Source organism: Methanomassiliicoccus luminyensis B10, assembly GCF_000308215.1.
GTDB lineage: Archaea > Thermoplasmatota > Thermoplasmata > Methanomassiliicoccales > Methanomassiliicoccaceae > Methanomassiliicoccus > Methanomassiliicoccus luminyensis.
Genome location: NZ_CAJE01000015.1, coordinates 24701 through 39587 on the forward strand (window position 1 = coordinate 24701; position 14887 = coordinate 39587).

Sequence of the window (14887 nt, forward strand, 5' to 3'; positions counted from 1 at the left end):
CCCTGTGGTGCACGTTCCCCGAACGACTTCCAGCGGAGCGGGTAGCTCTTTGCCTTACTTAACGCGCCGCGTTCAGGCGGGGACCACCATAGGCCTCCCTCTGACCGTCTCCACGAATACCGGGATATCGTAAACGGTCTCGATGTTCTCGGGCGTGATGACCTCGACGCCGCCGGCCGCGTATATCACGCCGTCCTTCAGCATCAGGAACCTGTCCGCGTAGCGCAGGGCCAAGTTCAGGTCGTGCACCGTCATCACCGCGGTGAGATCGCTTCCCTTCACCACATCGACCACCGATCTCATGATCCGGTGCTGATTGCACAGGTCCAGGCTGCTGGTGGGCTCGTCCAGGAGCATGACCTTGGGTTGCTGGACCAGCGCCCGGGCGATCTGGACCTTCTGAAGCTCCCCGCCGCTGATCTCGTCGATGTACTTCAGGGATAGGGAGTCCAAACCCAGCGCACGGATGATGTCCTTGGTTACCTGGAGGTCCTTGCTGGAAACGTCCCAGGTTATGTGGGGCTTCCTCCCCAGGAGCACCGCGTCGAAGACCGTCATCTTCGAAACATCGGCCCGCTGAGGCACGTAGCCGATGCGCTTGGCCATCTCCACCCGGGTCATCTCGCGCAGGTCCTCCCCTTCCAGCAGTATCGTGCCGACCTTGGTCTTCAGCAGGCCGTTGATGCACTTCAGCAGGGTGGTCTTGCCCGCCCCGTTGGGACCGAGGATGGCCAGCACATCATTGACACCGGTGCCGAGGAGGATGTCCTTCAGCACCTCCCTGCCCCGGTAGGCGAACTTGATGCCCCTTATGTCCAGCATCATCTCCTGTACCTCCGTATCAGAAGATAAAGGAACAACGGACCTCCCAGGAAGGAAGTGATGACCCCGACCGGAAGGACCAATGGGGCGATTATCGTGCGGGCCAGAGTGTCTGAGCCCAGCAGGATGAGCGCTCCCAGGACGGCCGCTCCGGGGATGACGAACCGATGATCGGACCCTATGACCCTCCTGACAATGTGGGGCGCCAGCAGTCCAACGAAGCCGATGATGCCCATCAGAGAGACCACCACCGCCGCGATGACCGAGGCCAGGGTCATTCCCACCATGGTCTGCGCGTTCACGTTAACGCCCAGGCTGCCGGCGGTATCCACTCCCGCATCGATGGCGTTGTAGTTCCATCGATTGTAAACGAAGAATATCATGATGGGGACGGAAAGGACCACGATGAGGGTGAGGCTGTCCCACGTCACCCTGCTCAGGTCCCCGAACGTCCAATATACTATCGAGGCGAGCTGGACATCATTGGCGAAATATTGTATCGCGGTCAAGCCGGCCCCGAATATGGAGCCCATGATCACGCCCGACAGAATGATGGCCTCCGGCGATACCTTGGTGAGGCGGGAGAGGACCAGGACGACCCCCGTCGAAATCATGGAGAACAGGAACGCGCAGATGGTCACGGTATACTGGTTGCTGACCACCACAGCATCCTTGGCATTGCTGTACATCGCCCCCGCTCCCAGCACAACGATGCCGAAAGCTGCCCCGAAGGCCGCCGCCTGGCTCAGGCCCAGAGTATAGGGTTCGCTGAGGGGATTCTTCAGCAGACATTGCATGACCGTCCCGGCCACGGCCAGCGTGGATCCGGCCACTACCGCCACCAGCACCCTGGGCAGACGTATGCTCCAGACGATCCCGCTCTGGCTGGCCAATTGGTCAAATACCTGTGAGAGGGTGATCTGCGCCGCCCCTATGCACAAAGCCACCAGGGCGACCGCGAGGAGTATCAGGGAGCATATAATAATGAAGAGGACTTTCTTCCAGACATACTGATCATAGTCGGTCTCTTCCTTTGTTTGTTCAACGCTCCCATATTGCTCAGCCATCGATTACCGCCCCTGGGGCCGTCGACCTTTTGGCGAAGATCAATATGGACGCTTCGCCAGCGGGTACGATGGACGTTACCTCGAACCCGTTCTCATTCAGAGCGCGAAGATATTCCTCCTCCCCGGGGACGATATCGGAGGTGTGCCTTTTGCTGCCGATCTTCTTCCCTTCGAAGGTTATCAGGTTCCAGTCCAAGGTGTTCATGGCCTCGTCCTTCCCATTGTCCCTGAACCGGCGGATGATCAGCTCTCCTCCCGGGTTCAATGCCCGGAATATCCTGGGGAGGACAGAGGGGTCGTTCCCGCTCTGGTTGAAGGATGAGAATATGACGTCGTATCCGCTCCCGATGTCATCCTTGTAGAAATCACCGGGGATCGTCCCGACCCGGTCCGCCGCGTACAACTCGATGTACTTCTTGGCCAAGGGGACCACCGTGGGGAGATCTAACACGAACGCTTCCAGTTCCGGGTTGAGGACGGTGAACGCGACCGAGTACAGGCCGTGCCCCCCGCCGAGGTCCAGCAATCGGCGCCATCGCATTACGTCCGTGCGCGCGGCGATCTCGCTCATGGCCTCCCTCACCGAGCCGGTCTCGGCCCATTCGGCGATCCCGGTTATCCAGCTGTCATCGAAGCGGTCTTTCCTCTCCATGACCATCGGGCCGTTCTTCAGGATGTTGCCAAGGCTCGCCCACCTCTCGTTGTTCCTCTTCAGGTTGGACATGGAGCTCCTCATACAATAGGGGGAGGCGGCGTCCAGGTAGGTACTGGCGAGCATCGAGTTGACATAACCCCGGCCCGACCTCTCCAAGAGGCCGGCCTCTGCCAGCGCCTCGCAGAACATCTTGGTCATCTGGGGGTGGCATCCCAGCTTCGCTGCCAGCGCCTCATGGCCGATGAGGGCGGTGGTCAGGTCGAACAGGCCTAGGTCCCACGCGGTCATGACAAGATGATATCGCCGGAGACCTTCCGACGACCTCTCCATCAGATCGGAGAACTCCCGAGAGCCGGGGCAGGCGGATGTAGTGAGATATTGAGCGTCTTTCATGATATCGTCCTCTTCTTGCGTATTGGGCCTCACCCGGCCCATTGAAAGATGTTTGCCCCCGAGCAGCTGGATAGCATGACACCCGCCGCCCGGGCAAAGGGGTTCAGTGGACGGTCCCCTCTCAGATCAAGCTCACCGGTCCGAAGGGGCCGTAAAGCTGTACCATCTGATCATACAGCGGCGCACCGCAGAGGAAGGAGTAGATCTCGTCCGCCTTCTCGACCGGGTCCACGTCCTGGAACTGGTCGGGGTACAGCAGCTTGCCGACGTAGTAGGCATCGGTCAGCGCCGTGTCGTAGTTCAAAGTGTACCAGTTGTACCCCATCAGGCCGTAGACCTGACCGCTCTCGATGGCATCCAGGCCGTCAAATAGATCTGGACGGTTCTGAATATCCTGCCTGCATAGATCGAGGCCGTTGAAGTCCACGAATATTATTTGCGGGCTGAGGCCAGGAATGACCTCCAGGTCAATGTTGACAACCCCGACCGTGTTGCTGGTCATGGCCGCCGTCACAACGTTCTTGGAGTTGGTCAGCACGAACGGCGCGAAGAACGAGCTGGTGGAAGTTATGCCATGGTTGCCCCGGGAGGACAGCCCGCCTATGTAGGCCGTGGCCTTATCCGCGTCGGCCACGTTGGCAGTTCTGGTGGCCAGATCGGTGATGGCCCCGCTCACGTATTCGATCACCTCTTCCGCCCTGTCCTCCTTGTGCATCACATCTCCCATGAGGGTCAGCCCCTGGTAGAACGCCTGGATGTTGGCCGGGGTGTCCAGGCCGCCATAGATTATCCCGACCACGGGGATCCCGGTCTGGGTCTGGAGCGCGTCGAGGTTCGATATCACTGCATCGGCGCTGAATATGACGTCCGGTGCCGCCGCCGCGATCAGTTCGGGGTCACCGCCATGCTGCGGGCCGATTATCGGAAGGCTGGCATACTCTGGGTGGGCCATGGCGTAAGGCCTGCCGGTGAGGTCGGTTTCATGCTGCTCCACCCCGCACACCATTTCACTGGCGTTCAGATATGTGATCATCCTCAGCGCCCCCGCGCTCGTGCCGACCACCTTGGTGACGGTCTCGGGTACGGCCACGGTCCGGCCGAGCATATCCTTGATCTGCCTGGTCCCATCCGCAGGACCGCCTCCGGAGGGTCTCATGTTGGCGACCACAATGAGGCTGGCGATGACCAGTACGGCCACCACAGCGATCGTGGCCAGGGACCTTGTTTTCTTGTCCATCGTTCATGCCCTCCCCTCGGCGATCTTTTCCGTCACGAAGGACGATATGCCCGAAAGCCCCTGGATCGACCCATCCAGCGGTTCCCCGCTCAAGCCTTTCTGCTCCACCTCGCGGTCCCTCGGGACGATGGCGATGACGTCGCTCCGGTCGAGCGAGCCTAGCAGCTTCTCGGACGATCCGTCTTCTACCTTGTTCAGGATAAAGTAGGCCGGTTTCCCCGCCTCGTGGGCCATTTCCTTGATCTTGCCGGAAAGCTTTATGGACTCGTATGAGGGGTCCAGAACGGCCAGTATCAGGTCCGCGCCTTTCTCCACCCCCCGCCCCAGATGCTCCACTCCCGCCTCGGTATCGATAATGGCGATGTCCTTCGGCCCAAGCCTTAGATGGTCCAGGAACTCCCTGGACAGGCCGCCCATAGGACAAGCGCACCCTTCTCCGAAATGCTTCACCTTGCCGACCTGCAGGAGGTACAGTTCGCCGTTCCGGGAGATGCAATCAGCGGGGATCTCATCTATGCTCCACGACCGGTCGAACAACGGCATGGCCAGTTCCTTGGTGCCCTTGGCGAAAGCCGCGCGCATCTTCTCGCCGATGACCTTCTTCCCGCCGAGGTGATCCATGAGCTCCTGGCCACACTCCATCCCTAGCAGGGCCCCGAGGCCGTAGTTGGATTCATCGGCATCGACTATCAGTACGCGGTACCCTTTGCCGACAAGCTCCTTTGCCAAAAGGGAAGATATCGTGCTCTTCCCGCTCCCACCCTTTCCAGATATTATTATTTTCATAGTTTTCCCCTTGTCGATCCCCCGTAAACGGGGTTAAGAACCTAACGCGGTCATCGCTTAAAAACATTATTACGAATTTTAATTTCGTGTTACTGACCTCATGATCAATCGTTAATTCTCCCGAGCATCCTCCAGAACATAGGCGAACAGGGCATGTCAATCAATGAGCAACGGTGAAACGGTCGTCCCGTGTTCCGCCGCCGCAAGGCTGACGACATTCGTGAACGGCGGAACAGCGTGTTCCGATCTCAGACCTATTTTTTACCAATGCGCAACCAGGTTCCATCGGGGAACGTTTTTATGCATCTAGCGGATGGGTCCGGCAATGAGGAAGGGCCTTCTCGCTTTCATACTGCCATTGCTGTTGCTGTCGGTGCTGGCGGTACCGACGGTCTCCGCCGACCCTTTGTATGTGCACAGCGCCAGCGCCACCCAGGCGGACGTGGACGCCGGGGAGAGCGCGCAGTTCCAGTGGGTGATCTACAACAATGACACCTCGCCGTACCTGCTGAAGGTGACCTCCGCCCTGGACCGCACCTCCGATGCTTGGGACGTCTCCCTCTCCCAGTACCCTCCGATCATCGAGCCCGGAGAATACGCTGTAGTAACGGCCACGGTCAACGCGCATCGCGACGTCGGCAACGAGGACCTGGTCCTGAGCATGGCCTTCGACCTGACCAAGCTCAACGGGGACCCATCCGCTTCCGTGCATCTGGAGAGGACCGCCCAGGTCACCCTGCATGCCATGTTCGAGTCCACCGGCAACAGGATCTTCGGGATGTGGGCCAATGATCTTCCCTCCCCGTTCAACACCCTACTGTGGTCTTTCATCATCACCTTGGCCGTCTGGGTGGCCATCGCTGCGGCCATATACTTCGTGGTGAACCCCCTGATCCACCAGTTCACCAAGAAGACCAGGACAGACCTGGACGACCGCATCGTGCAGATCGTCAGGATGCCCATGTTCATCCTCATAGTCCTGTTCGGCCTGGTGGACTCGCTATCCATTGTGAACATCCCCACCGAATGGCACATACGGATCTGGCAAGCCTATCAGATCATCGTCGCGCTGGTCGCAACCTGGATCGCCTACCGCGTATTCGACCGGGTGGTCATCCACTACGCCGACAAGTGGGCCAAGAAGAGCGATACCGAGATCGACGACGTCCTCGTCCCCTTGCTACACAAGGTGGGGATCATTGCAATCCCCGTGGTGGGCGTCGGCCTGGTGCTTGACGTGGTGGGCGTGGACCTCACCCTGCTGGTGGCCGGCATGGGGGTGGTCGGCCTGATCGTGGCCTTCGCCGCGCAGGAGACCTTGGGGAACGTGTTCTCCGGCATCCAGCTCCTATTGGACCGTCCCTTCAAGGTCGGGGACCTCATCGAGCTTGACACCGGAGAGGTCTGCGAGGTCAAGAGAGTGGGCATTCGCTCCACCCAGCTGTACAACACCTATGACCACGAGATGATCATCGTCCCCAACAATGAGGTCGCCAACAAGAGGGTCATCAACCACTCCAGGCCGGACAACCACCGCTGCGTGTACGCCGACGTCAGGGTGGTCTACGGCACCGACCTGGACAAGGCCAGGGCCATCCTCATGGACATCGTGAGCAAGCACCCCGACGTGGTCAGGCAGGAGGGGCAGCTCCCCTTCCTCCGCCTGGCCAAGCTGGGCGAGTCGGCCGTGGAGTTCAGGCTGTGGTTCTGGGTCGACCATGTCAGGAAGCAGTGGAGGGTGGCCACCGAGATCAGGACGGAGATCTACAAGAAGTTCCGGGAGGAAGGCATCGAGATCGCGCTGCCCCAGGAAATGGTCACCTTCAGGAACGCCCCGCCTACGGACGGGCCGTAAACCTCTTCCATTCCCTCTTTCCCCGATCGATCGGCGAACATGAAAGGGGAGGCTCGCGGCCGCTTCCAATAATGAACGAGATAGAGGCTCCGACGGCGGAGAGGGTACCCAACTTTTTTTAATCGCGAGCTGGATATTCGGCCTGAGAAGAGAGTTGGAGGAGCCGCCATGGACGTTACCACCGCCATCAAGGGAAGAAGGAGCATTCGAAAGTACGTAAAGAAGGACCTGCCCGAGAAAACCCTCAGCGAGGTCCTGGAGGCGGCAAGGGCGGCCCCCAGCGCGGCGAACCGGCAGTCCTGGGAGCTGGTAGCGGTCAAGGGCCCTGAGCTAAAGGCCGAGCTGGTCGCGGCGTGCAAGAACCAGAAGTTCGTGGAGGATTGCTCGGTGTTCTTGGCGGGCATCGAGGACCCCCAGCAGAAGTGGGGCAAGGTCGACCTGACCATCGCCATCGACCACATCACCCTGGAAGCGCACGCCAGGGGCCTAGGCACCTGCTGGATCGGGGCGTTCGACCCCGCTAAGGTCGGAGAGATACTGGGAGTGCCGGCCAACCGCCAGGTGGCGGTTTGCCTGACGCTCGGATATCCTGATGAGGCCCCGGAGGCCCGGACCAGGAAGCATCTCAACGAACTGGTGCACTACGACAGGTACGGGACCAGGCAGTGAATCTCCGAGGAGGGGGCGAAGCCTGATGCTGCTGACGTCCACGTCCAAAGATTTAATCCTCCTGCGGGCTTTCGTCGCACAGGGGGCGCGATGATGCACCGACCAGCCCAAGGAGAGGCATTGATGCCAGCTTGCAGCACCGAAGTCGATATCGCGGCCCTGGTATACGAGGCCACCTCGCAGATACCAAGGGGGATGGTCTCGACATACGGGGACATCGCCTCCGCGCTGGGCGACAAGGTGGCCGCCAGGGCGGTGGGCGAGATACTGTGCCACAACCCCACCCCCATCGTCGTCCCCTGCCATCGTATCGTCTATTCCGACGGATCGGTAGGGTGGTACGACGGCTACGGCAAGGGAAGGGAGCGCAAGGTCCAGCTCCTACATTCCGAGGGAGTGGAAGTGGATGGTGAACGCGTCGCCTCCTTTGACGCCATCAGGTTCAGGGGATTCCGCATCCCCCCGGTGCTGAAACAGCTGCGCCAGGAGCAGGAGCTAGTGCGGGAGCGCATCGCGGACAGGGACGACTTCGGAAAGCTCCGCAGGGTGGCCGGGCTGGACGTATCCTATGAGGGGCAGAGGGCCTTCAGCGCCATCGCGATCTACGATTGGGAGAGCGGCGAGCTGGTGGAAGAGAGGACCATGGAGAGCACGGTGAAGTTCCCGTACATCCCCACCTATCTCACGTTCAGGGAGATGCCGGCCCTGCGCCCGCTCATCCGGCCGGAAGACGGGACCGTATATCTCATTGACGGGCAGGGGGTCCTGCACCCCCGGGGCGCGGGCATCGCCTCGCACATCGGCACCTGCCTGGGGATACCTACGGTCGGGGCGGCCAAGAGCTTGCTGGTCGGAAAGGTCGAACGGCCGGAGGCGGAGAGCTCGCCCATAATTCTGGACGGACAGGTGGCCGGGCATATGCTCAGGGAAGGAAAGAAGGCGACGTACGTGTCCGTGGGCACGGGAGTATCGCTGGGCACGGCCACGGAGATCTGCTCGCAACTCCTGGACCGGGGCATCCCCAAGCCCCTGAGGAGGGCGCACGATCTCGCCAACAAGGCGAGGAAGGATGCCCCCGCGTGAGAGCACGGGCGGGCGAGCAAAGCCGACCGGCCGCGCGCCTGTCCCCGCCCCTGATGGCCGGCGCCGGGGAGCGAGCCCGTACATTTATTCTCTCCATTTCCCCATGTATCCCTCATGAAGCTTAAGGAGGACGTGATCACCGACCGGGAAGAGATGGAGGAACTGCTCAGGAAGGAGAAGGTGTGCCGCTTCGCCATGTGCGATGACCGCGGCCCCTATGTGCTCCCCACAGCGTACGGCTATCGGGACGGGCGGCTGTACCTGCACTCGTCCAGGGAGGGCAGGAAGATCGAGGCCTTGAAGCGGGACCCCCGCGTATGCTTCGTCGTGGACACCGGCTACGAGATGGTCCCGGGGTCCCCCGGCGGCCCCCACAGGATCGCCTTCAGGTTCAAGAGCGTGATCGGGTCCGGAAGAGCTCGGTTCGTGGAGGACCCCGAGGAGAAGCGCGAGGCTATGGACATCATCGTGGAGCAGCAGTTCGGCAAGGCCGGGTTCAATTACAGCGGACAAGGCCTGGAGAACATGGCCGTCATCAGGGTGGACCTGGAATCCCTCACCGGAAAGAGGGTTGGCTACTGACCTCTGGACCGGGCCCGGCCGGAATACAAGGTTCGTTGCGATATGCGGCTTCCGCATCCCCCTGATTCGCAGTGGAGCCTCCCTCTTACACAAAGTTTAATAATAATACCCCGTTATCATCAAAAACCGCAGGGAAAATCGTAAAAGTCTTGCAAAAGGAGAGAAAGCCTGTGATAGATTACTTGGACGAAAAGATAATAGAGATACTTAAGAGGGACTCTCGCCGCCCCTTTGTAGATATCGCGAACCAGCTGAAGGTTTCCGAGGGGACCATTCGAAGCAGGGTCAGGAAGCTGGTCGACGACAACGTCATCCAGTGCTTCACCATAAAGACCTCCAGCAAGAACGTCAAGGCCATCATCGAGATCAAGATCAACGTCAACGTCAACACCTCCGATGTCTCCACCAAGATAGCGACGTTCGAAGGAGTGTCCGAGGTATTCGAGGTCACGGGAGAGGAGGACGTAGTGGCCATTATCGATGTGACGTCGTCCCCTCAGCTCAACGAAATCATCGAGCGCATCCGCCGCTTCGACAACGTTCAATCCACCAGGACCAGGCTGATCCTGAAGGAGCACTTCGGGGGCTCGTGAGATGTTCTCCGGATGCGCCACCGCCATCATCACTCCGATGAGAAGGGACGGGGCGATCGATGAGGATGGCCTGAGGGAGCTGGTCAGGTTCCAGGAGGACAACGGCATCAGCATGCTGGTGCCTTGCGGCACCACCGGCGAATCGGCCACCTTGGACTACCAGGAGCACCTCAGGGTCATCGAGATCGTGGTCGACGAGGCCAAGAGAGCGAGGGTCGTCGCCGGCACCGGGGCCAACGCCACCAGCGAGGCCGTTCATCTCAGCAAGGCGGCCCAGGACCTGGGAGCGCACGCCCTGCTCTCCGTCTCGCCATATTATAACAAGCCCACCCCGGCCGGCGTCGTGAAGCACTTCGAGGCCATCGCCGGCGCGGTCGATATCCCCATCATAGTGTATAACATCCCGTCGAGGACTGGGTCCAACATAAACGCCGCCACCATGCTGAAGATGGCGGAGATCCCCGGCATCGCGGGAGTGAAGGAAGCGTCCGGCGACCTGGCCCAGATGGCCGCCATAGCCGCCAGCGCGCCCAAGGACTTCACGGTCCTGTCGGGCGACGACGCGCTCACCGTGCCGGCCATGGCCGTGGGCGCCAAGGGCGTGATATCGGTCGTGTCCAATATCGTCCCGGACAGGGTGGTCTCCCTGGTCAAGGCCATGAACGCGGGGAAGCTGGAGGAAGCGAGACGGCTCAACGCTGACCTGATCCCCCTGGTCGCCGCGATGTTCATCGAGACCAACCCCATCCCGGTCAAGACAGCCCTCCGCGTCATGGGCAAGCCGTCCGGTCCGTTCCGCCTGCCGCTGTGCGACATGAGCGAAGCGAACCTCGATTCCCTCAGGAAGACCCTGTCATCATATGGGCTCATCTAAAAGCGTGGTGAAAGCATGATCAGGGTCGCAGTGGGCGGGGCCACCGGAAAGCTCGGTGGCCTGGTGTGCAGGCTGGTGTCCGAACAGGAGGACATGGAGCTGGTGGCCGCGATAGTCTCTGAGGGCAGCGCCAGCGTGGGGAAGGAGGTCGCGCCGGGCGTCGCGGCGGTCGGAGCGGACAGGCTCGCCGAGGCCACCAAGGACGCTGACGTGTACGTCGACCTCACCTCCCCCTCCGCGGCGGAGGGCAACCTCCCCAAAGTGCAGAGGAAGGGATTGAACATCGTGGTCGGGACCACCGGCATTTCTCCGCAGAGCATGGAGGCTTTCCGCGAGAAGCTCCGGACAACCGGCTCGGCTGCGGTGGTCGCTCCCAACTTCTCGATCGGCGTGAACGTGTTCTTCAGCGCCTGCCGGCAGCTGGCCGCGAACCTGAAGGACTATGAGGTCGAGATAATCGAGGTGCATCACGATCAGAAGAAGGACGCTCCCTCGGGCACGGCCAAGAAGGCCGCCGAGATCATAGCCCAGGCTACCGGAGTAGAGAAGATGGTGTACGGCCGGCAGGGGAACGTGGGAGCGAGAGGAAGGGAGATAGCGATCCATTCCGTCCGCGCCGGCGACGTGGTGGGCGAGCATACCGTCATCTTCGCCGGCCACAAGGAAAGGATCGAGCTCACCCACCGCGCCCACTCCCGCGAAGCGTTCGCGGAGGGCTGCGTCCTGGCCATCAGGTGGGTGGCGGACAAGCGCGATGGCCAGATACACTCCATGGACGGGGTTTTGGGGCTGGGAACATGATAAAGGCGATGAAATTCGGGGGCACCAGCGTGGGCAGCGTGGACGCGCTGGAGAGGATGACCTCCATAATCAAGAACGAACCGGCAAAGAAAGTAGTGGTGGTCTCCGCCATGTCCGGGGTCACCAATTCGCTGATAGCTTGCATAAGGGACCGCCCCGACACCGGCGAGTTCGTCGGCCAGGTGCGCACCAAATACGCTTCCGCGGGCAAGATCCTCATGAAGCCCGATGTCTTCGAGAGGTACGGGAAGGCGCTGGACGAGAGCATCGGCGGTTTGTCCAAAGCTTTGGACGCGAGGAAGAAGGCCGACGCGGACCCGGTGCTGGACGATCTCATCTCCTCATGGGGGGAGAGGCTTTCCACCATCACCGTAGCGCATATATTGCAGAGCCGCGGCGTGGACGGCATCGCCGTATCCTCCGAGGAGTCCGGCCTGATCGCCGAAGGCACGCCGGGCAACGGCTCCGCCAATCTCGAGGCGACATACCGCAACATGAAGAAGAACATCATCCCCCTGCTTGAGGAGGGCAAGACCCCCGTGCACACCGGATACTACGGCGTTGACCGCAAGGGGGTCCCCATGACCTTCGGCAGGGGCGGCTCGGACTACTCCGGCTCCGTGGTCGCCTTCGGCCTGGACGCTAATATGTGCGAGATCTGGACCGACGTCAACGGGTTCATGACCGCCGACCCCCGGGCAGTTACGGGCGCGAGGACCATCGACGAGATGGACTACAGCGAGGCGGCCGAGCTTGCCTACTTCGGCGCCAAGGTCCTGCACCCCCGCACCATCGAGCCGGTGAGGAAGAAGAACATACCGCTCACCGTCAAGAACACCTTCAACCCCGAGGCCCCCGGGACGCTCATCAGGAGGCAGAAGTCCGACGGCGGCGACCTGCTCAGGTCCGTGGCCGTGAAATGCGACCTCTCCATCGTGAAGATCTATTCCTCGGAGATAGTCTACCAGCCCGGCCTCATCTCCAGGCTCATCGGCTCCATCTCCGACGCTGCCGTGAACACTTACGCGGTGTCCACGTCCCTCTCCACTCTGGCGGTGGTCGTGCCGACCACCGCGGTGGACGAGGTCATCAGGCGCATCAGCGCCCTGAACGAGCCGCAGATCGAGAAGCTCACCGTGAAAGGTAATGTATCTCTGATATGCTGTGTCGGGGACAACATGATAAACATGCCCGGCGTTGCCGCGAAGGTGTTCGCCAACGTCGCCGAGATCGGCGCCAATATCGAGATGATATCCGAGGGCGCCTCGGACGTGGCGCTGAACTTCGCGGTGCCCAGCGAGAAGGCCCTGGACGCGGTCCGGAGCATTCACAACACATTCATAGGTGGTTAAGATGAGAAAGTTCGAGCACGTTGACGGCCAGATGCTCATCGGCGGGGCCAGGGCCGTCGACATCGTCAAGAGGTTCGGCTCGCCGATATATGTCACCGATGAGGACGCGGTAAGGGAGAACTACCGCGCGGTGTACGGTGCCTTCGCCAAGCGGATGCCGACCCGCATCAACTACGCCTGCAAGGCCAACACCAACCTGGCCATACTCCGCATACTTGAGCAGGAGGGCAGCTGCATCGACGCCGTGTCCATCGGGGAGGTGGAGACCTGCCTGCGCGCTGGATTCTCTCCGGACCGCATACTCTACACCGGCGTCAACGTCTCCAACGACGAGCTCAGGGCAGTGTCGTCAAAGAGGGTGCCGATAAACGTGGACTCGCTGTCCGAGCTGGAAAGGCTGTCCAAGATCACCACCGAGCTCCCGCTGTCGTTCCGGGTGAACCCAGAAGTGGGATCGGGGCACAGCGAAAAGGTCATCACCGGGGCCAAGTCCACCAAGTTCGGGGTGCCCAAGCACCAGATCATCGACGCCTACGCCAGGGCGCTGGAGCTGGGCTTCCGGCCCAAGGGGCTTCACGCCCACATCGGCTCCGGCGGACAGGCGGTGGAGCCGTTCATCCGGATGACCGAGGTCCTGGTGACCATAGCCCAGGAGCTGGAGTCCAAGCTGGGCATCGAGCTGGAGTTCATCGACATCGGCGGCGGCATCGGCATTCCGTACCGCCCCGAGGAGAGCGTTATGGACCTTGACCTCCTGGCGGAAGAGGTTACCGGAAGGATCAAGGCCGGCACCACCGCTAGGACCATCGTGGTGGAGCCGGGCCGCTACATCATCGCCGACAGCACCGTGCTCCTAGCGACAGTGGTCGACCTCAAGGACACCCCCGATAAGAAGTTCGCCGGGACCGACGCGGGGTTCAACAACCTGGTCCGCCCGGCCTTCTACGGCTCCTACCACCGTGTCGCGGTGGCCAACAAGTTCGACAGGCCGGCCGAGGCGAAGTACGACATCGTCGGCCCGATATGCGAGACGGGGGACCACATCGCCAAGGACCGGGAGCTGCCGAAGCTCGACGAGGGCGACATAATCGTGGCCTACGATGCCGGCGCGTACGGGTTCACCATGTCCTCCAACTACAACATGCGCCCGCTGTGCCGCGAGGTGCTCGTGCACAAGGGCGAGATGAACCTCATCCGGGAGAAGCAGACCCTGGAGGACCTGCTCCGCCAGGTGAAGGTGCCCTCGAGGCTATTGGTATGACGGTCTTCTGGAAGTACCATGGCCTGGGGAACGATTTCATCCTCTTCGAGGACCTCGATTCCCAGGTGCCCACGGACCCCGAGTTCGTGCGGTCGCTCTGTGACCGCCGCTTCGGCATCGGCGGGGACGGCATATTGTACGTGCGCGCCGACCGGGACGCCGACGCGTACATGAAGATCATGAACTCCGACGGCAGCGAGGCGGAGATGTGCGGCAACGGGATACGATGCGTCGCCAAGCACCTCTACGACTACGCCATCGCCCGGCAGGAGGAGATGCGCATCAACACCCTGGGCGGCATGAAGGGCATCAGGGTGAAGGCGCACGAGGGCGAGGTGACCGAGGCCACCGTGGACATGGGAGCGCCCCGGCTCGACTGCAAGGACATCCCCATGAAGTGCGACGGCAGGTTCATAGACGGGACCATCGACGTCGGCGGAACGAAGGTCCAGGGGACCGCGGTCAGCATGGGGAACCCCCACTTCATCACATTCCAGCCGCTCATCGACGCGCAGGTCCGGGAGCTCGGTCCGCAGATAGAGGCGCACCCCATGTTCCCCCGGAAGACCAATGTGGAGTTCGTGCGCCCCCGGGACGGTGTGCTCAATGTCTCGGTGTTCGAGCGCGGCGCGGGGTGGACCCACGCCTGCGGCACCGGCGCGTGCGCCACCGCGGTGGCGGCGGGGCTGAAAGGCGTCGCGCCGCTGGGCGAGGACGTCAAGGTGCGCCTTCCCGGCGGGGACCTTACCATCAATGTGAAGAAGGACCTCTCCACCGTGCACATGACCGGGCCGGCGGTGAGGGTGTTCCAGGGCGAGATAGACTGGTGATCATATGGCTTACGAGTTCGCAGACCG

15 protein-coding genes are annotated in these 14887 nt (G+C 61.5%); 10 read left to right on the forward strand and 5 right to left on the reverse strand.

The genetic code is table 11. The annotated features are described in order from the left end of the window. Positions 1–72: 72 nt before the first annotated feature. The 5 genes from WYS_RS09130 to WYS_RS09150 form a co-directional block, all read right to left on the reverse strand. Positions 73–825 (reverse strand): ABC transporter ATP-binding protein, encoded by a 753-nt coding sequence (locus WYS_RS09130; RefSeq protein ID WP_019177861.1) that lies wholly within the window; start codon positions 823–825, stop codon positions 73–75. Then, a complete protein-coding gene (locus tag WYS_RS09135; RefSeq protein ID WP_019177862.1) occupies positions 822–1889 on the reverse strand; it encodes a FecCD family ABC transporter permease in 1068 nt (355 codons plus the stop codon). The genes WYS_RS09130 and WYS_RS09135 overlap by 4 nt, the downstream gene beginning before the upstream one ends. After that, on the reverse strand, positions 1882–2937 hold the full coding sequence (locus WYS_RS09140; protein ID WP_162137728.1) for a methyltransferase: 1056 nt from the start codon (positions 2935–2937) through the stop codon (positions 1882–1884). The genes WYS_RS09135 and WYS_RS09140 overlap by 8 nt, the downstream gene beginning before the upstream one ends. Before the next feature lie 121 nt (positions 2938–3058). Next, positions 3059–4174: an ABC transporter substrate-binding protein gene (locus tag WYS_RS09145; RefSeq protein WP_019177864.1), complete on the reverse strand. Its 1116-nt coding sequence runs from the start codon at positions 4172–4174 to the stop codon at positions 3059–3061. A 3-nt stretch (positions 4175–4177) separates the two neighbouring features. Next, the gene (locus tag WYS_RS09150; protein ID WP_026068983.1) at positions 4178–4960 is read right to left on the reverse strand and encodes an ATP-binding protein; all 783 of its coding nucleotides are present in this window, start codon (positions 4958–4960) and stop codon (positions 4178–4180) included. A gap of 325 nt (positions 4961–5285) precedes the next feature. Between WYS_RS09150 and WYS_RS09155 the strand changes: the two genes are divergently transcribed. The 10 genes from WYS_RS09155 to dapF all read left to right on the forward strand — a co-directional run bounded on the left by WYS_RS09155 (position 5286) and on the right by dapF (position 14860). Continuing rightward, complete coding sequence (locus tag WYS_RS09155; protein WP_019177866.1) at positions 5286–6815, forward strand: mechanosensitive ion channel family protein; 1530 nt, start codon at positions 5286–5288, stop codon at positions 6813–6815. A gap of 168 nt (positions 6816–6983) precedes the next feature. After that, on the forward strand, positions 6984–7484 hold the full coding sequence (locus WYS_RS09160; RefSeq protein ID WP_019177867.1) for a nitroreductase family protein: 501 nt from the start codon (positions 6984–6986) through the stop codon (positions 7482–7484). A 123-nt stretch (positions 7485–7607) separates the two neighbouring features. Continuing rightward, complete coding sequence (locus WYS_RS09165; RefSeq protein WP_019177868.1) at positions 7608–8567, forward strand: endonuclease V; 960 nt, start codon at positions 7608–7610, stop codon at positions 8565–8567. A gap of 114 nt (positions 8568–8681) precedes the next feature. Beyond that, positions 8682–9149: a pyridoxamine 5'-phosphate oxidase family protein gene (locus WYS_RS09170; RefSeq protein ID WP_019177869.1), complete on the forward strand. Its 468-nt coding sequence runs from the start codon at positions 8682–8684 to the stop codon at positions 9147–9149. Between the two features lie 170 nt (positions 9150–9319). Beyond that, positions 9320–9742: an Lrp/AsnC family transcriptional regulator gene (locus tag WYS_RS09175; RefSeq protein WP_049796328.1), complete on the forward strand. Its 423-nt coding sequence runs from the start codon at positions 9320–9322 to the stop codon at positions 9740–9742. Position 9743: 1 nt separating this feature from the next. Beyond that, positions 9744–10616: a 4-hydroxy-tetrahydrodipicolinate synthase gene (dapA, locus tag WYS_RS09180; protein ID WP_019177871.1), complete on the forward strand. Its 873-nt coding sequence runs from the start codon at positions 9744–9746 to the stop codon at positions 10614–10616. A 15-nt stretch (positions 10617–10631) separates the two neighbouring features. Further along, positions 10632–11417, forward strand: coding sequence for a 4-hydroxy-tetrahydrodipicolinate reductase (dapB, locus tag WYS_RS09185; protein WP_019177872.1), 786 nt, complete (start codon positions 10632–10634; stop codon positions 11415–11417). Then, positions 11414–12769, forward strand: a complete 1356-nt coding sequence (locus WYS_RS09190; protein WP_019177873.1) for an aspartate kinase — start codon at positions 11414–11416, stop codon at positions 12767–12769. Before dapB ends, WYS_RS09190 begins: the two co-directional genes overlap by 4 nt. 1 nt (position 12770) lies before the next feature. Next, positions 12771–14030 (forward strand): diaminopimelate decarboxylase, encoded by a 1260-nt coding sequence (gene lysA, locus WYS_RS09195; protein ID WP_019177874.1) that lies wholly within the window; start codon positions 12771–12773, stop codon positions 14028–14030. Next, positions 14027–14860: a diaminopimelate epimerase gene (dapF, locus tag WYS_RS09200; protein ID WP_019177875.1), complete on the forward strand. Its 834-nt coding sequence runs from the start codon at positions 14027–14029 to the stop codon at positions 14858–14860. The genes lysA and dapF overlap by 4 nt, the downstream gene beginning before the upstream one ends. Positions 14861–14887: the final 27 nt, after the last annotated feature.